The organism is Kitasatospora sp. NPDC058170 (assembly GCF_042883905.1).
GTDB lineage: Bacteria > Actinomycetota > Actinomycetes > Streptomycetales > Streptomycetaceae > Kitasatospora.
In genome coordinates, this window is the sequence record NZ_JBHVUV010000005.1 from 133,693 (window position 1) to 150,014 (window position 16,322).

The following is a 16,322-nucleotide window of genomic DNA, read 5'->3' on the forward strand; positions in this document are numbered from 1 at the left end:
GTGCCGGTAGCCGGTAGTACGTCGCTACGTCTCCGGCGGGCCGCCCGGGCCCGGGCGGTGGTGGCTGGTGCGGCCGCTCCAGCCGGGTTCCAGCCGGGCCCAGGAGCGCTGCCACGCCAGCTCCGCCCGGCGGTCGAGCACCCGCAGCCGCAGGGCCAGGCCGCCGCCGACCAGGCCGGTGAGGCCGACGAGGGCGAACAGGCCGGTGCAGACGGCGTCGACGACGAGTCCGGTCGGGGTGGCCGGCGCGTCGGCGGGAGCGCCGGCCCCGTCCACCCAGGCGGTGACGGTGTCCCCGGTCCGGGCGGTCCGGGGCACCGTGAGGGTCCCGGTGCGCGGCTGCCCGTCGGGGGAGGTCCAGGCGGCCTCGACGTCGGCGCGGTTCCCGTACCCGCCCGCCCGGCGGCCGGCCGCGGCGGCGGCGTGCCGGGGGTCGGTGAGGAGGACGGCCTCCACCCGGTGCAGCCGCGCCCGGTCGGCCGCGGCGTGCCGGTCGGTGAGCCGGTGGGCGAGCAGCGCGGCGCCCGTGGCGGTGAGCAGTGCGAGCAGCAGGCCGAGCGCGGCGGCGAGCAGGGCCCGGCCGCGGGCCCGGTCCACCGGCCGGACCAGGGGATCGCTGCGGGAGCCGACGGTCCGCCGGAGTTGCCGGGCGGCCCGGCGGGGCCGCGAGGCGGGTCGGGGCGGGTGGGGTGTGCTGGGCAACGCGCTGCCTCCTCACGGGTGTTCAGCGCCCGGGCGGTGGCGTCCGCCGGGCGTCGGTCCCAATCTCCCTCCGCTCCCGGCCCGGGCACAAGGGCAGGGCGGACCGGTGCCGCCGGGCCGGCCGCGCGGGACCGGGACGTTCGGCCCTCGGCGGGGGAGGGTGCGGGAGGGCAGGCTGGTCCCGATCGCGCCCTTTGTGCCGGGGCGCGGCACGGGCCGGCCGGCTGTGGGGGCCTGCCGGACCACGGCGCGGAGCCGGGGGCGGACATGGGGCCGCCTCCGGCTCCCGCCTGTCCCGGGTCGGCATCACTCGCGGGGGAATCGTGAATCACCCCAGCTCAGCGGCCTATTCTCGCCAGCTATACACTCAGAGTATATCTCTGATGTATGGTCATCTCATGAGTGTTCCTTTGACCCTTCTGGGGCTGCTGGAGCGAGAGTCGAGCCATGGCTACGACCTCAAGCGCGACTACGACGCCTTCTTCGGACGGGGCAAGCCCCTGCCCTACGGCCAGGTCTACGCCACGCTCGGCCGACTGGCCCGCGACGGCAAGGTGGTGCCCGGCGAGGCCGAGCCCGGCGACGGGCCGGAGCGCAAGCGCTACGTGATCACCGACGCCGGTGTGACGGAGTTCGAGCACTGGCTGACCGAGCCCGTCTCGCCCGAACCCAACCTGCAGACGGTGCTGTTCACCAAGGTCGTGCTGGCGCTGATGCTCGGCCGCGACGCCGAGGTGTACCTCGACACCCAGCGCGCCGCCCACATGCGGCGGATGCGCGAACTGACCGACCTGCGCCGTAAGGGGGAGCTGGTCGACGCCCTGCTCGCCGACCACGGACTGTTCCACCTGGAGGCCGACTTGCGCTGGATCGACCTGACCACCGCCCGCCTGGACGCGCTCGCCGAGGCGGTGCGGGCATGACGCCGCTGATCGAGGCCCGCGACATCACGCTCGCCTTCGGCGAGACCCCGGCCCTGCGCGGCGCCAGCCTGGCGGTCCACGCCGGAGAGGTGCTCGCCATCATGGGCCCCAGCGGCTCCGGCAAGTCGACGCTGCTGCACTGCCTGGCCGGCATCCTCACCCCCGACTCCGGCGAGGTCCGCTTCGACGGGCAGCGGGTCGACACCATGGGCGAGGCCCAGCGCAGCGCCCTGCGCCGCGACCGGTTCGGCTTCGTCTTCCAGTTCGGCCAGCTCGTCCCCGAGCTGACCGCCGAGGAGAACGTCGCCCTGCCGCTGCTGCTGAGCGGCACCCGGCGGGCGGCCGCGCTGGCCGAGGCCCGGCCCTGGTTCGCCCGGCTCGGCCTGGACGGCATGGAGCAGCGCCGCTCCGGCGAGCTGTCGGGCGGTCAGGCGCAGCGCGTCGCGCTCGCCCGCGGCCTGGTGGCACGGCCCCAGGTGCTGTTCGCCGACGAGCCGACGGGTGCGCTGGACTCGCTCACCGGCGAGCAGGTGATGGAGCTGATGGTCGGCGCCGCCCGTGAGCAGGGCACCACCGTCATCCTGGTCACCCACGAGCCCCGGGTCGCCTCCTACGCGGACCGCGAGGCGATCGTCCGGGACGGCAGGGCCACCTCGTTCCCGGCGGAGCCCTTCGCGGACCACGCGGCCGAGCGGGTCGCCTCGTGATCCGCTTCTCGCTCCGCCTCGCCGTCAGCGGCGGCCGGCAGGCCGTCGCCCGGCTGCTCATCATCGCCGCCGCGGTGGCGGTCGGGGTCGGCCTGCTGCTCTCCACGCTGGCCAGCATCAACGCCGTCGACAAGGCCAACGAGCGGCAGTTGTGGACCAACAGCGGCGCGGCCAGCCGCACCGAGACGGCGCAGGTGGACCCGCTCTGGTGGTGGGGCCACAACGACTACTACGGCGGCAGGCAGATCCTCGAGGTCGACGTCGCCGCCACCGGCCCGACCGCGCCCGTCCCGCCCGGACTGACCGGCGTCCCCAAGCCCGGCGAGTACTACGCCTCGTCGGCGCTCGCCCAACTGCTGCGCGAGACCCCCGCCGTGGAGCTCGGGGACCGCTTCCCCGGCCGGCTGGCCGGAGTCCTCGGCAACGAGGCACTGCCGTCCCCGGACTCGCTGTACGCGGTGATCGGCCGCACCCCCGACGAGCTCAAGGACCTGGACGGGGCCAGGCAGATCACCACCATCGCCACGGCCCTGCCGGCCGTCTGCGAGGACGACTGCCCGGGCCGGGGCGTGCGTGGCGACGCCATGACGCTGATCCTCTCCGTGGTGGCCGGCGCACTGATCTTCCCGGTGGTCATCTTCATCGGCACCGCCACCCGGCTCTCCGCCGCCACCCGGGAGCAGCGCTACGCCGCGATGCGGCTGGTCGGCGCCACCCCGGGGCAGGTCTCGGTGATCTCCGCCGTCGAGTCCACGGTCGCAGCCGCGGTGGGGACGGTGGTCGGCTTCGGCCTCTACGCCGCGCTGCGCCCGCTGGTGGCGACCATCCCGTTCACCGGCGACCGGTTCTTCGCCGACGACCTGGTGCTCACCCCGCTCCAGGCGGTGGCGGTGGCCCTGGGCGTCCCGGTGGCGGCCGCGGTCGCGGCCCGGCTGGCGCTGCGGCGGGTCACCATCTCGCCGCTGGGCGTCACCCGCCGGGTCACCCCGAAGCCGCCGAGCGCCTGGCGGGTGGTCCTGCTGCTGGCCGGCCTCGCCGAGCTCGCCTACTTCGTCGACCGGCGCCCCGCCGACACCGACGCGCAGACGGCGGCCTATCTGACCGGCTTCCTGATGATCATGCTCGGCCTGGTGGTCGCCGGTCCCTGGCTCACCATGGCCGCCGCCCGGGGCGTCGCCCGGCGCACCAGCCGCCCGGCCATGCTGATCGCCGTCCGGCGCCTCGCGGACGACCCCAAGGCGGGCTTCCGCTCGGTCGCCGGCCTCGTCCTCGCCCTCTTCGTCACCACGGCGACGGTCTGCATCATCGGCACCATCAACGAGAACCGCGGCACGCTCAGCGGCGTCCCGCAGACCCGTGCCGCGGTCGAGCACGGCGCGAGGGTCGGTGAGCCGCCGATGACGGACGCCCTGTCGGACCGGGTCGTCGCGGACCTGCGGACGGTGCCGGGGTTCCGCAGCCTGGCCGTGGCCCACGCCAACCCGGACGGGATCGGCAGGGCCCCGGGGGAGACCCGGCAGTTCCAGCCGAGCCTGGTGCTCTGCTCCGAGCTGGCGACGACCCCGGTGGTCGGCCACTGCCCGGCCGGAGCCGCCGTCGGAGCCGTCCAGCCGTACGCCTTCTTCGACCTGGAGTCCAACGAGGACCGGGAGTGGCCGGCCGCGCCGATCTCCGCGGAGGAGCTCGCCAAGCTGCCCGTGCAGACCGTCTACGTCACCACCGACGGGTCCACGGCCGCCCTGGAGCAGACCCGGACGGTGCTCACCAAGGCCTACCCGCACCACCAGGCCCGGACGGTCGGTGACTGGGGCTCCACCGCGCAGAAGGAGCTCGCCGGCTGGCGGCAGCTGGCCAACGTGGTGCTGCTGACCACCCTGCCGATCGCCGGCTGCAGCCTGGCGGTGAGCGTGGTCGCGGGCCTGTCCGACCGCAAGCGGCCGTTCGCGATGCTGCGGCTCACCGGTGCGCCGCTGCGCCTGCTGCAGCGGGTGATCGGTCTGGAGAGCGCGCTGCCGCTGCTGGTGGTGGCGGTGATCGCGACCGGTACGGGCTTCGCCGCGGCGGCGATGTTCCTGAAGTCGCAGATGGACTACGACCTGGTGTCGCCGGGCGCGGTGTACTTCGGCCTGGTGCTGGCCGGCCTGGCGGCCTCGCTCGGGATCATCGCCTCGACGCTCCCGCTGCTGAAGCGGATCACCGGACCGGAGGCGGCCCGCAACGGCTGACCGCGCCCCGGGCCGCGTACCCCATCTCCGGACCTAACCGGAGACGGGGTACGCGTACGTCCCGGCCCGCGCCGCCGAGGGGTGGTCCGTCAGCCAGCTGCCGAGGACCAGCGCGGACGGGTAGAACATCGGCGCGGGCAGCCGGTCGACGGCGAACCGCTCCCAGCCGGCGCAGGAGTGCGGCTCGGTGACCAGCGCGGGCGCCAGGCTCGGCGGGGCGAGCACGGCGGCGGTCAGCCGGGGCCGGCCCAGCTCGTGGTCGAGCAGGACGGCCAGCACCCGCATCGCGTCGGCCGGGAGCACGATGCCGGTCTCCTCGGCCAGCTCCCGGGCCGCCGCCTGCTCGAAGGACTCGCCCGGCTGGTCGACCTTGCCGCCGGGCAGGCTCCAGGTCGGCGGCTCGCCGGCCGCGGTGCGGCGGCCGAGCAGGACCCGGCCGTCCCCGGTGGGCACGATCACGCCCGCGCCGAGCATGGGCGCGGTGGTCACCCCGGTGGTCACCCCGGTACTCCTCCCCGGGCGCGGCGGCCCGTCGGGTGGTGCGGCCGTCACCAGGCCGCGCGGTCGAAGTCCTTCAGGAAGCAGCCGAACAGGTCCTCGCCCTGCTCGCCGCGCACGATCGGGTCGTAGACCCGGGCCGCGCCGTCGACCAGGTCGAGCGGGGCGTGGAAGCCCTCGTCGGCCAGCCGCATCTTGTCCGGGTGCGGCCGCTCGTCGGTGATCCAGCCGGTGTCCACGGCGGTCATCAGGATGCCGTCGGTCTCGAACATCTCCTGCGCGCTGGTGCGGGTGAGCATGTTCAGCGCGGCCTTGGCCATGTTGGTGTGCGGGTGGCCGGCGCCCTTGTAGCCGCGCTGGAACACGCCCTCCATCGCGGAGACGTTGACCACGTACTTGCGGCGGGAGGCGGAGGCCGCCATCGCCGGGCGCAGTCGGCTGATCAGGATGAACGGCGCGGTGGAGTTGCAGAGCTGGACCTCCAGCAGCTCCACCGGGCCGACCTCGTTGACGGTCTGCACCCAGCTGTTGGTGGGGGCGAGGTCGGGCACCAGGCCGCCCGCGTCGATCGCGGTGCCGGCCTCGATCCGGGCGGGGGTGGCGGAGCCGGTGACCAGCGCGAGCGAGGTGACGTCGGCGGCGGAGATCCGCTCGGCGCCGCCGTCGGCCTGTGCGGGGAGGGCGGGCAGGTCGACGCTGCCGCTGCCGAACCGGCCGATGGTGGTGGACTGCGGGAGCTCGCCGGCCGGCAGCGGCGCGGACTCGGCGTTGACCAGCTCGCGGTAGGACTCCGGCGGGCGCCGCACGGTCTGCGCGGCGTTGTTGATCAGGATGTCCAGCGGACCGTCGGCGGCGACCTCGTCGGCCAGTGCCAGGACCTGGGCCGGGTCGCGCAGGTCGATCCCGATGATCTTCAGCCGGTGCAGCCAGTCGGCGCTGTCCGGCATCGCGGTGAAGCGGCGGATCGCGTCGTTGGGGAAGCGGGTGGTGATGGTGGTGTGGGCGCCGTCGCGCAGCAGCATCAGCGCGATGTACATGCCGATCTTGGCGCGGCCGCCGGTGAGCAGCGCGCGCTTGCCGGTGAGGTCGGCGCGCGCGTCGCGGCGGGCGCGGTTCTTCACGGCGCAGCTCTGGCAGAGGTTGTGGTAGAACGCGTCCACCTCGACGTACCGCTGCTTGCACGTGTAGCAGGAGCGCGGGCGCTCCAGGATCCCGGCGATCTCGGTGGTGGTGACGGTGGTCAGGCCGAAGGCGCCGGCCGTCTCGTCGTCGATCCGGGTCGGTGCGCCGGTCGCCGTCCGGGCGGTGACCTCGCGGTCGTTGGCGGTCTTGCGGGCCCGGGTCTCCTGGCGGCGGCGCTGCTTGAGGGTGCGGAATATGCCGCCGACGGCCTGGCGGACGGTGATCGCGTCCGGGTGGTCGACGTGCAGCTCGTCCAGCTCGGCGATCACGTCGAGGCAGAGCTTCAGCCGCTCCGGGTCGAGCCCCGGGCCGAAGTCGATCTCCTCGGCGGTCTCGATGCCGTCGCCGTCCGCACGGTTCGCGCTGTCCGTGATGGGGTCCTGCTGGATGTCCACGCCCGCCGTCATGCCTGTTTGCCGCTTCCCTGTTGCCACCGCCGTTACCGCGTGAATGCTACGGGAGCGGGGGTGGCGGGGGCGAAAAGCCGATCGCTTGGAGGAACCTCCAGTCCTGACGGCGATCCGATGATCATGCTTTGTGTACTGCACCAGCAATCGTGTTCGAACTGGCTTTTGCCTCCGGGGTGCCGGAGAATCGAATGTTGGGTGCGGGGCGCCCGAGTGCGCCCCGCGGCATCGCCGCTACCGCACCCGAGGTGTACCTTCTCCCAGCCAGAGAGCCCCATTTCATGCGCTTCCTGAACGACCTCAAGCCCTCGTACGACCTCACGTACGACGACGTCTTCATGGTCCCCAGCCGCTCCGCCGTGGGCTCCCGGCAGGGCGTCGACCTCTCGTCGAACGACGGCACCGGCACGACCATCCCGCTCGTCGTGGCCAACATGACCGCCATCGCCGGCCGCCGGATGGCCGAGACCGTCGCCCGCCGCGGCGGCCTGGTCGCCATCCCGCAGGACATCCCGACCGAGGTCATCGCCGACGTCATCGGCTGGGTCAAGCAGCGCCACCTGGTGCACGACACCGCGATCACGCTCGGCCCCGGCGCCACCGTCGCCGAAGCCCTCTCGCTGCTGCCCAAGCGGGCCCACGGCGCGCTGGTCGTGGTCGAGGACGGCAAGCCGATCGGCGTGGTCACCGACTCCGACTGCCAGGGCGTCGACCGCTTCACCAGCCTCACCGACGTGATGTCCCGCGACCTGCTGCTGCTGGACCAGGGCATCGACCCGCGCGCCGCCTTCGACAGGCTGAGCGAGGCGCACCGCAAGCTCGCCCCCGTGATCGACGGCGAGGGCCGCCTGGTCGGCCTGCTGACCCGCAAGAACGCGCTGCGCGCCACCCTCTACACCCCGGCCGTGGACACCGAGGGCCGGCTGCGGGTCGCGGCCACCGTCGGCATCAACGGCGACGTGGCCGGCAAGGCCAAGGCCCTGGTCGAGGCCGGCGCCGACGTGCTGGTCGTCGACACCGCGCACGGCCACCAGGAGTCGATGATCAGCGCCCTGCGCGCGGTGCGCGGGCTGGACCCGCAGATCCCGATCGTGGCCGGCAACGTGGTCTCCGCCGCGGGCGTCCGCGACCTGGTGGAGGCGGGCGCCGACATCCTCAAGGTCGGTGTCGGCCCCGGCGCGATGTGCACCACCCGGATGATGACCGGCGTCGGCCGCCCGCAGTTCTCCGCCGTCCTGGAGTGCGCCGCCGAGGCGCGCCGGCTCGGCAAGCACGTCTGGGCCGACGGCGGGGTCCGCCACCCGCGCGACGTCGCGATGGCGCTGGCCGCCGGCGCCTCCAACGTGATGATCGGGTCCTGGTTCGCCGGCACCTTCGAGTCGCCCGGCGACCTGCAGACCACCGCCGACGGCCGCCAGTACAAGGAGAGCTTCGGGATGGCCTCGGCGCGCGCGGTGAGCAACCGCACGTCCCAGGACTCCGCGTACGACCGGGCCCGCAAGGCGCTGTTCGAGGAGGGCATCTCGCACTCCCGGATGTTCGTCGACCCGGCCCGCCCGGGCGTCGAGGACCTGATCGACTCGATCGTCGCGGGCGTGCGCAGCTCCTGCACCTACGCGGGCGCCTCCAGCCTGGAGGAGTTCCACGAGAAGGCCGTGGTCGGCGTCCAGAGCGCCGCCGGCTACGCCGAGGGCAAGCCGCTGCACTCCAGCTGGGCCTGATCCCGATCAGCTCACGGCCGGCCGGTTCCTCGCCTCGGGGAGCCGGCCGGCCGTTGTGCTGTGGCCGTGGCCGTGGCCGTGGCCGTGGCTGTGGCTGTGGCCTTGAGGGCGAGTGTGGCCGTCGCCCGGGGGCTGGTGGTGGCCCGGTTCGGGGTGCCGGTCGTGCGGTCCGCCCCGGCCGTGCAGGCCCAGCGGTGTGAGCAGGGCGCGGCCGAGCAGTCCGACCGAGCCGTCCAGCGCGGCGGTGAGCGCCCGGGCCGCGAGCGGTACCCCGTGCAGCGCCCGCAGGGCGACAACGCTCGCCCAGGCCGCGTCCCGGGCGGCGTCGACCGTCCAGGCGCCGACCAGGTGCGTCAGCGGCTCGGCGAGCTCCAGCACGTCCGGCCCGGGCATCAGCCGCTCCCGGACGGCCGTCTCCACCTCCGCCAGCAGCTCGCCGATCCGCCGGTAGTCCGCGGCCAGCGCCTGCGGCTCGCAGCCGAGCCGGTCGCAGGTCTCGACCACCGCCAGCGGCAGGTCGTGCTGGATGTGGGCGTTCATGCCGGCCAGCGCGAACTGCACCGGGTGGATGCCCGGGTGCGCGCGCAGCTCGAACAGCGGCCGCCAGCAGGCGGGCGGCCGCCGCCCGGCCCCGACCGCGTCCACCGCCAGCAGGTAGCGCCCGGCGAACACCGCGTCCAGCTCGGCCATCGCGGCCGGGTCGGCGAAGCACGGCTGTCCGAGGCGGTGGCGGACCAGCTCGGTGACGGTGAGGTACATCGCGTTGAACACCGCCACGCCGTCGTCCCCGGGCAGGCCGGCCCCGATGTCCCGCAGCCGGCCGATCACCGCGTCGACCCCGGCGATCGCGCTCCCCGCCCGCACCGCTGCACCCGGCATGCGCCACACTCCGATGTCGATCGTGCACTGATCGCATCATCGTGACAGCGGCACGCCCCCACGCCGGGGCCGCCGCGCGAACGGGCGCCCGTCAGGGTGAGCCGCCGGCGGGCCCCGGCGGGCCAGGCCGGCGGGGCAGGCCGTTCGTCCAGGCAGGCCTGGCAGTCGTCGGTGGTCAGCCCAGCTCGTACTCCAGGACGTAGGTGTGCCCGCCCGCCTCGTCGACGGACAGCCGGAACGTCCCGGTGATCCCCGCCAGCTCACCCGCACCCGTGCCCGCCACCACCTGGATCACCACCCCGTCGGCGCCGAACGCGGCGTGCTGCAGCGCGAAGGAGCCCTTGCGCCCCTCCAGCTCGCCGGTGAAGTGCTCCACCGCCACGTACGACGCCGGGGCACCCGCGCCGTCCAGCACGGACAGCATCCGCACCACGCTGCTGCCCGTCATCCCGCCGGTGAAGTCCTTGGTGATCCGGACCCGGCCGAGCGTCGCGCCCGGCTGCTCGTCCGTCTCCTCCGGCTCGAAGCTGGTCAGCTCGAACGCCCCGCCGGCCTTGTTCCCCATGGCTCTGTCCCCTCGAAGGCAACCCGCGCCCGGCCTTCCGCCGACCGCGCCCACAGCCTTGCACGGGCCACTGACAACCGCGCCCGAGAACAGCAGCGGGCGGTCCCGGACCCTAGTGCTCCCAGCGGACCGCCAGCAGTGCCGCGTCGTCGTCCAGCCCGCCCGACCCCACCCAGGCGCCGACGTCCTTGAGCAGCGCGTCGAGCAGGTCCTCCGGATTCCCGGGGTGCAGCCCCGCCCAGCGCTGCGCCAGCGGGTAGAAGCGGCCGGCGGCGTCGCGGGCCTCGGAGACGCCGTCGGTGTGGAGCAGCAGCAGGTCGCCCGTCCGCGGCTCGAACCGGCCCACCAGGTACTGCCCGCCGACCAGTCCGAGCAGGCCCAGCGGCGGCGCGTGCAGCTCCGGCGCCAGCTCCACCACCAGGCCGTCGCGGCGCAGCAGCGGGTGCGGGTGCCCGCAGTTGACGAAACCGGCCGTCCCGCCGGTGGCCGGCACCTCCAGGAACAGCGCCGTGACGAACCGCTCGTTCGCCGGGCGCCCGGCCAGCGCCGCGTCCAGGCGCTCGGCGAGCCGGGCGAGGTCCGGCTCGGTGCGCGCCGCCTCCCGGAACACCCCGAGCACGTCGGCGGCCGTCTCCACCGCCGGAAGTCCGTGGCCCTGGACGTCCCCGAGCAGGATCCGGATGCCGTACGGCGTGTCCGCGACCTCGTACAGGTCCCCGCCGATCCGCGCCTCGGCCGCCGCCGCGGCGTACCGCACGGCGATCCGCAGCGGCCCGATCCGCTCCGGCGCGGGGCGCAGCAGGGCCCGCTGCGCCGCCTCGGCGACCGTCCGGACCTGTGACAGCTCGCGTTCCCGGGCCGCGACCAGACCGACGTTGGCCGCGCTCGCCAGGGTCGCCGCCAGCACGGTGATCAGCGCGGTGACGTGCACGGACTCCGGCAGGCCGTGGTTGCTCAGCTCCAGCAGCGCCACGGCGGCGATGGCGATCGCCCCGGTGATCATCGGCACCCGGGGTCTGCGGGTGGTGACGCCGACGAGTATCGGCGCGACCGCGAGCACGGGGGACAGCGTCGTCCCCGGCCCGGTCACCAGGTCGGCCACGACGGCCGCGACCAGCAGCAGGAACGCGCCGCCGAGCAGCACCCGGATCCGCCGCGGCAGGTGCAGCGGCGGCGCCGCGTCCTGCGGGCGATCGCCGGTCACGCGCACTCCTCTGAACGGGTGGGCCGGTCGGGTCCGACCCCTCCTCCGTCCACTCTCCACCGCGGCCGCCACCCTCAGCACCTCGGGGCGGATCCGTCCCGCCGGTCCGCGGTCCCGGGCAGGGACCGCCCGGGACCGGCCCGGTGGGACCGCCCGGCTAGGCTGACCGGGAGATGAGACGCAAGCGGAAGGTGCCGCCCACCCCCCTGCCCCAGCGCAACGGGGTGGATCCGGTGCACCTGCGGCTGCCCGCCGAGGGGGACTGGCCGACCCTGCGGGCCTACCTGGCCGACCGGCTGCCGACCGTGGATCCGGCACGGATCGACGCGCTGCTGGGCGGGGGCGAGATCGTCGGCGAGCACGGCCCGGTCGCCCCGGACGAGCCGTTCCGGCCCGGCGCCCACCTCTGGCTCCACCGCGACCTCCCGGACGAGGTGCACGTCCCGTTCGAGCTGGACGTGCTGTACCGGGACGAGCACCTGGTGGTGGTCGACAAGCCGCACTTCCTGGCCACCACCCCGCGCGGGCGGCATGTCGTGGAGACGGCCCTGTCCCGGCTGCGGCACTCGCTCGCCCTGCCCGCGCTCAGCCCCGCGCACCGGTTGGACCGCCTCACCGCGGGCCTGGCGATGTTCGTGGTGAGGCCCGAGGAGCGGGGCGCCTACCAGACGCTGTTCCGGGACCGGCTGGTCCGCAAGGAGTACCAGGCCGTCGCGGGGTACGACCCGGCGCTCACGCTGCCGCGCACGGTGCGCAGCCACATCGTCAAGGAGCGCGGGGTGATCGCCGCCCAGGAGGTCGACGCCCCGCCGAACAGCGAGAGCCGGATCGAACTGGCCGAGCTGCGCGGCGGGCTCGGCCGCTACCGCCTGCGGCCGCTGACCGGGCGCACCCACCAGCTGCGCCTGCACATGAGCGGCCTCGGCCTGCCGATCCTCGGCGACCCGGTCTACCCGGTGCTGCTGCCCGAGCCGGCCCCGGACGACTTCCGCCGGCCGCTGCAACTGCTCGCCTCGGTGGTCGAGTTCACCGATCCGCTGACCGGTAGGCCGCACCGCTTCGAGAGCCGCCGCAGCCTGACCGCCTGGTCGGACCCGGACACCTGGGCCCGGGAGGCGGACGACCCCGGTCTCCCGGTCCAGGCTGTCAGGGGCTGAGACGCAAGGCGCCGCGAGCAGCACGGGCTGCTCGCGGCGCCTAGGGTCCGTGGTCCGTGGGCCGTGGGGGGCTCAGGAGGTCAGGGACCGGTCTCGGGGTTCAGGGTCCACTGCTGGTTGCCCTGGAGGCCGGGGCAGTCCCAGATGCCGAGGCGGATGCCCTGGTCGGGGTTCCACCCCGGGCGTTCCAGGCAGCGCCCGGTGGGCGCGGCGGCCGTGACGGTGGCCGGGAGGTAGATCCGGCCGTCGGAGGTCGTCGCCCACTTCTGGGTCGGCTTGTTCTCGCAGAAGGCGAGGACCGCCTTGGCACCGTTGTTGAGCGACGGGTCCTGCACGGTCAGGCAGTAGCCGGAGGCGCGGATCGTGCCGTCGATGCCGAAGGTGAAGCGCTGGTTGGCGGTCTCCCAGCACCCGTAGACGGACATCTCGGCCCCGTTGCGCGGGCCGCCCTCGGCGTCGGCGCACTGCCAGGAGACCTGGTTGGAGCGCAGGGACACGCTCGTGTTGGCGTAGCCCATGACGGAGTAGCCGGTGAAGCCGTCGACCCTGCCCGGCGTTCCGGTGGTGGTGGTGCCGGTGAAGATGGCGATGGCACCGGTGTTGTCGATGACCCAGAGGTCGGCGAAGCCGTCACCGTTGAAGTCGGCGGCGCCGATCTTGGGGTGGCTGGTGGAGTTCAGGCCGCTGGTGGTCTCGATCGGCCGGCCCTCGCTGGGCCTGGTCAGCGCGCTGAAGTCGGCCTTGCCGTTCGCGCTGCGGGTGATCGGGTAGGCGTAGACCCCGCCCGTGGTGCGGTTGCGGGCCCAGAGGGTGGCCTGCTTGGCGTCGTCGAGGCCGGCCGTGGTGGTCGTGCCGTTCGCGGCGCCGGGGTTGATGAGGTCGTAGTCGTCCCAGCTGCCCGTGCCGGGGGCGGTGGGGATGAGCAGGGCCGGGGAGTTGACCTCGTTCCACTTCAGCTCGCTGGCGTCGTGCAGCCAGAGCCGGCCGCCCTCGACGGTGAGCAGCGAGGTCTGGCTGATGATCGAGGTCTTCGCCGGGTCGGTCGGGGTCTCCGGAGTGGTGCTGGTCAGCTCGCCGTCGGGGGTGCCGAGGGCGACCACCTGGCTGACCTCGGACCAGTCGGCGGCGTACGGCCGACCGGTCGGGCAGGTCAGACCGGAGGTCGGAACGGCGGCGCAGGCGGTGGACTTCTGCCGGGTCAGCGGAATCTTCGTGTAGACGTCGTACCGGCCGGTGCCGTCGTTGTCGATCAGGTAGAGGTACTTCTTGAGGTTGGCGTCCCGGGTGTTGTGGACGACGAGCTGGTCCAGCGCCCCGGACTCGTTGAGCGTGCCGCGGTGGGTGACCTGGTAGTCGGCCCAGCTCGTGGTGGTGTCGTTGACGCCGTTGCGCGGTGCGCTGACCCCGGTGGCGGTGATGGCCCGCGCCGGGTCGGCGTTGCCGCTCAGGGTGCGCAGGTTGCCGCCGGCGTCGGGGGTGACGATGTCGGGGATCTGGTCACCGTCGGTGTCGCCGAAGACGGGGACGAAACCGGGCCGCCAGGGGGCGTAGAAGGAGTAGTCGGCGCGCTGGCTGTAGTTGCCGGCGACGTCCATGGCCCAGGCGTAGACGCTGTTGGTGCCCCACCGGGTGGGCGTGAACGGGACCGCCGTGCCCGGGTCGTAGGTGCCGGAGGAGCCGCACTGCCAGCCGGTGACCGGGGTCGGGTCGCTGCTGAAGCGCACGCAGGCGATGCCGGAGGCGTTCAGGCCGGGGCCGGGGGCCGGGTCCTCGGCGTTGACGAGGAAGGTGGCCGGGTTGGTGTCGTTGGCGTACCGGGTGGGGTGGTCGTTGGGCGTCCCGGACGGCGGGAAGTCGGGCGAGCTGATGCTGAGGCGGGGGTTGGTGCGGTCGACGCGGAAGTAGCACCAGGCGCTCGGCGGCGAGGTCAGGGCCTCGTCCGTGGCCTCGGCGTACCAGCCGTACTGGTGGCCGTCGGAGAGCGAGCCGACCGGGAGGCTGTAGCCGGGGTCGTTGTAGCTGCCCAGCCAACCGCCGTTGACCAGGCCGAAGCCGCCGTCGTTGTCGTCCCACAGGTGGAAGCGCGTGTAGACGCTCTGCCCGGTGGGGGACCAGCTGTTGGCGATCAGGTTGATGTTCATGTTGTTGCCGATCCAGCCCGGGTTGTCCCACGGCCGGGTGCCGCCGCTGGTGCACTCGGCGCTGGTGTGGCTGTCGGCGAAGCCCGGACCGGGGCTGGTGCGCGGGTACCAGACGGTGGGGGCGATGTTGTAGGTGGTGGCGATGCTGGGGTTGCTGGCGATCTTGACCCGGTAGAGCTTCTCCATCTCGCTCGCCCGGGGCGCGATGCCGACCGTCCAGACCGCCCACTGGCCCGCGGCGGCCAGCTTCATCCACTCGGTCACGTCGACGGACATCGGGCCGCCGCCCGTGCTGGTCTGGCTTCCGACGTAGGTGCAGTTCTCCATGACCGGGGCGCCGGTGGCGCACGGCTGGTCGTTCCAGTTGCTGTGCTCGTGGATGACCCTGCCCTGCGGGGCCGAGTAGACGCCGAGCTCGGTGGGTGTTCCCGGGCTGGAGGGGTTGTTGACCTGGGCGTTGAGCGTGGAGGTGTACAGCGTGGGCGGGCCGTCGGCGCCGTTGGGCTTGGTGTAGACCGCCGGGTTGATCCGGAACTGGAAGTAGGCGCGCTCGCGGCCCTTGACGGCGCAGTTCAGGTTGGGGTCGGGGCTGCTGTAGCCGCAGTAGCCGGTGGCGACGTTGGTCTTCTTGTTGTAGTTCTCGATGCCCTTGTAGTTCTCCTGGACCTGGACCGAGCCCTCGGAGTAGCTGGCCACCGGGGTGAGGGTCGGGTCGAGATACCAGGGGCCGGTGCCCGAGCGCAGCGCGGTCTGGTCCGGCACGAGTTCCAGGGCGTCGCCGACCACCTTGGTGGCGATCGCGGCGACGTTGGCGCCGTCGCCGGGGCCCTCGACGGTGGAGGCGGGCGGAGCCGGGGGCGCGTCGAGCTCGCTGCGCGCCGCAGCCGACTTGGCCGACTTGGCGGACCTGCCCGTCGCGGCGGGCTCGGCGGCGGGCCGGGCGGAGTCCCACTGCAGCGCGGCGGGGGAGCGGAACCGGACGGTACCGCCGGCGTCCTTGACCTCCACCTCGCCGGAGTCGGCGGCGGAGACGGTGAGCCCCTCGGCCCTGAGCGGGAAGCGCAGGGTCTTCAGGGCGGGGCTGGCGGCGGCCTCGGCGGTGCGGACGACGATCACGTCGCGCCAGCCGCCGACGGACAGCGCGGTGAGCTGGAGGTCGACTCCCGGCAGGACGTCCGGGTAGGTGGCGGTGGCGCCGTCCAGGGTCGGCCTGGGGAGGGCGAACGGGGCCTCGACGGAGAGCTTCTTCCCGTCCTCGGTGCTGATCGTGGCCATCGGGCCGCGGCCGCCGCCGGAGAAGGAGACCGGGATGGAGGCGACGGCCGGGGTCAGGGTGCCGTCGGGGTTCGCGTGCAGCGTGGCGTCGAGCTCGGCCCAGCTGCCGGACCGCCTGGTGCGGACCGGCACGCTGTCGTCGGTGGTGGTGAGGGTGCCGTTCGGGTTGGCGACGGTCCGGGAGGCCTCGGTGGTCATCGCCTCGACGACCACCGGCTTGCCGGTCGACTTCGCCGTGGTCACCGCGTCCAGCATGGCCTGCTGTTCGAGGGTGCGGGCCGGCGCGGGGCCGATCGGCGCGACCGTCGCCGTCGCCGGGGTGCCGCCGGCGGGGCCGGGTGCGGCCGCGGCCGTGGGGGCGCCCGTTCCGCCGAGCAGTCCGAGGCCGAGCGCGAGGCTGGTGCCGAGTGCGGCGAGGGCCCGGTTCGGCGATCCGCGACGGCCGGCGCGAGGTATCCGGCCCTGTGGTGATTGTGTGGTTCTGATGGACGACATCGGTCCCCTCCGGTGAAGCCCGCCCGTCCCGGGCGGCGCGTACGGGAACGAACGATGCTGGCTGACCTGGCAGATGGTCAAACCCGTTCGGTGCTTTGTCTTCACATATCCCATTGGCGTGGCGACCTTCGGTAACAAAGGTATAAACCAATTCCGGTATGCCCGATTCGTGGTGGCAGGCCGTGGCTGACGATCACTAAGGTCCGTGCGCGATTGGTGTACGGACGGGCGCTGCCCACTA

General features: G+C 73.8%; 12 protein-coding genes. 5 read left to right on the forward strand and 7 right to left on the reverse strand.

Features of this window, described 5'->3' with window-relative positions; translation table 11 throughout:
* Window positions 1-24: 24 nt before the first annotated feature.
* The gene (locus ACFVVX_RS08070) at window positions 25-702 is read right to left on the reverse strand and encodes a hypothetical protein (RefSeq protein WP_387942687.1); all 678 of its coding nucleotides are present in this window, start codon (window positions 700-702) and stop codon (window positions 25-27) included.
* A 398-nt stretch (window positions 703-1,100) separates the two neighbouring features.
* Here ACFVVX_RS08070 and ACFVVX_RS08075 point away from each other — a divergent pair, with 398 nt between their 5' ends.
* From ACFVVX_RS08075 to ACFVVX_RS08085, 3 genes are read left to right on the forward strand one after another with little or no spacing between them, the layout of a single operon-like run.
* On the forward strand, window positions 1,101-1,625 hold the full coding sequence (locus ACFVVX_RS08075; protein ID WP_387942689.1) for a PadR family transcriptional regulator: 525 nt from the start codon (window positions 1,101-1,103) through the stop codon (window positions 1,623-1,625).
* Window positions 1,622-2,332: an ABC transporter ATP-binding protein gene (locus ACFVVX_RS08080; RefSeq protein ID WP_387942691.1), complete on the forward strand. Its 711-nt coding sequence runs from the start codon at window positions 1,622-1,624 to the stop codon at window positions 2,330-2,332. Before ACFVVX_RS08075 ends, ACFVVX_RS08080 begins: the two co-directional genes overlap by 4 nt.
* Window positions 2,329-4,557, forward strand: coding sequence for an FtsX-like permease family protein (locus tag ACFVVX_RS08085; protein ID WP_387942693.1), 2,229 nt, complete (start codon window positions 2,329-2,331; stop codon window positions 4,555-4,557). Before ACFVVX_RS08080 ends, ACFVVX_RS08085 begins: the two co-directional genes overlap by 4 nt.
* 33 nt (window positions 4,558-4,590) lie before the next feature.
* Here the strand turns inward: ACFVVX_RS08085 and ACFVVX_RS08090 are convergent, their stop codons facing one another.
* Together ACFVVX_RS08090 and ACFVVX_RS08095 are read right to left on the reverse strand one after the other, a co-directional pair.
* On the reverse strand, window positions 4,591-5,058 hold the full coding sequence (locus ACFVVX_RS08090) for an NUDIX hydrolase (RefSeq protein WP_387942695.1): 468 nt from the start codon (window positions 5,056-5,058) through the stop codon (window positions 4,591-4,593).
* Between the two features lie 47 nt (window positions 5,059-5,105).
* Entirely contained in the window at window positions 5,106-6,644 is a 1,539-nt protein-coding gene (locus ACFVVX_RS08095) for an SDR family NAD(P)-dependent oxidoreductase (RefSeq protein WP_387942697.1), read from the reverse strand.
* Window positions 6,645-6,925: 281 nt separating this feature from the next.
* On the opposite strand from ACFVVX_RS08095, the gene ACFVVX_RS08100 reads away from it, so the two are divergent.
* The gene (locus ACFVVX_RS08100) at window positions 6,926-8,365 is read left to right on the forward strand and encodes a GuaB1 family IMP dehydrogenase-related protein (RefSeq protein ID WP_387942699.1); all 1,440 of its coding nucleotides are present in this window, start codon (window positions 6,926-6,928) and stop codon (window positions 8,363-8,365) included.
* A 6-nt stretch (window positions 8,366-8,371) separates the two neighbouring features.
* Here the strand turns inward: ACFVVX_RS08100 and ACFVVX_RS08105 are convergent, their stop codons facing one another.
* From ACFVVX_RS08105 to ACFVVX_RS08115, 3 genes are all read right to left on the reverse strand, one after another.
* Complete coding sequence (locus ACFVVX_RS08105; protein WP_387942701.1) at window positions 8,372-9,244, reverse strand: DUF5995 family protein; 873 nt, start codon at window positions 9,242-9,244, stop codon at window positions 8,372-8,374.
* A 175-nt stretch (window positions 9,245-9,419) separates the two neighbouring features.
* Entirely contained in the window at window positions 9,420-9,809 is a 390-nt protein-coding gene (locus ACFVVX_RS08110; protein WP_387942703.1) for a DUF3224 domain-containing protein, read from the reverse strand.
* Window positions 9,810-9,921: 112 nt separating this feature from the next.
* Complete coding sequence (locus ACFVVX_RS08115; protein ID WP_387942705.1) at window positions 9,922-11,013, reverse strand: PP2C family protein-serine/threonine phosphatase; 1,092 nt, start codon at window positions 11,011-11,013, stop codon at window positions 9,922-9,924.
* Between the two features lie 173 nt (window positions 11,014-11,186).
* Between ACFVVX_RS08115 and ACFVVX_RS08120 the strand changes: the two genes are divergently transcribed.
* Complete coding sequence (locus ACFVVX_RS08120) at window positions 11,187-12,170, forward strand: pseudouridine synthase (protein WP_387942707.1); 984 nt, start codon at window positions 11,187-11,189, stop codon at window positions 12,168-12,170.
* A gap of 80 nt (window positions 12,171-12,250) precedes the next feature.
* On the opposite strand, the gene ACFVVX_RS08125 is transcribed toward ACFVVX_RS08120, so the two are convergent.
* The gene (locus ACFVVX_RS08125) at window positions 12,251-16,081 is read right to left on the reverse strand and encodes a ricin-type beta-trefoil lectin domain protein (protein ID WP_387942709.1); all 3,831 of its coding nucleotides are present in this window, start codon (window positions 16,079-16,081) and stop codon (window positions 12,251-12,253) included.
* Window positions 16,082-16,322 lie beyond the last annotated feature (241 nt).

What these genes read in the sequence shown, in the direction of transcription:
- ACFVVX_RS08120 (WP_387942707.1), top strand. Translation starts at nt 11,187, where the DNA reads ATGAGACGCAAGCGGAAGGTGCCGCCCACCCCCCTGCCCCAGCGCAAC.
- ACFVVX_RS08095 (WP_387942697.1), bottom strand. Translation starts at nt 6,644, where the DNA reads ATGACGGCGGGCGTGGACATCCAGCAGGACCCCATCACGGACAGCGCG.
- ACFVVX_RS08110 (WP_387942703.1), bottom strand. Translation starts at nt 9,809, where the DNA reads ATGGGGAACAAGGCCGGCGGGGCGTTCGAGCTGACCAGCTTCGAGCCG.
- ACFVVX_RS08075 (WP_387942689.1), top strand. Translation starts at nt 1,101, where the DNA reads ATGAGTGTTCCTTTGACCCTTCTGGGGCTGCTGGAGCGAGAGTCGAGC.
- ACFVVX_RS08125 (WP_387942709.1), bottom strand. Translation starts at nt 16,081, where the DNA reads ATGTCGTCCATCAGAACCACACAATCACCACAGGGCCGGATACCTCGC.
- ACFVVX_RS08105 (WP_387942701.1), bottom strand. Translation starts at nt 9,244, where the DNA reads ATGCCGGGTGCAGCGGTGCGGGCGGGGAGCGCGATCGCCGGGGTCGAC.
- ACFVVX_RS08100 (WP_387942699.1), top strand. Translation starts at nt 6,926, where the DNA reads ATGCGCTTCCTGAACGACCTCAAGCCCTCGTACGACCTCACGTACGAC.
- ACFVVX_RS08080 (WP_387942691.1), top strand. Translation starts at nt 1,622, where the DNA reads ATGACGCCGCTGATCGAGGCCCGCGACATCACGCTCGCCTTCGGCGAG.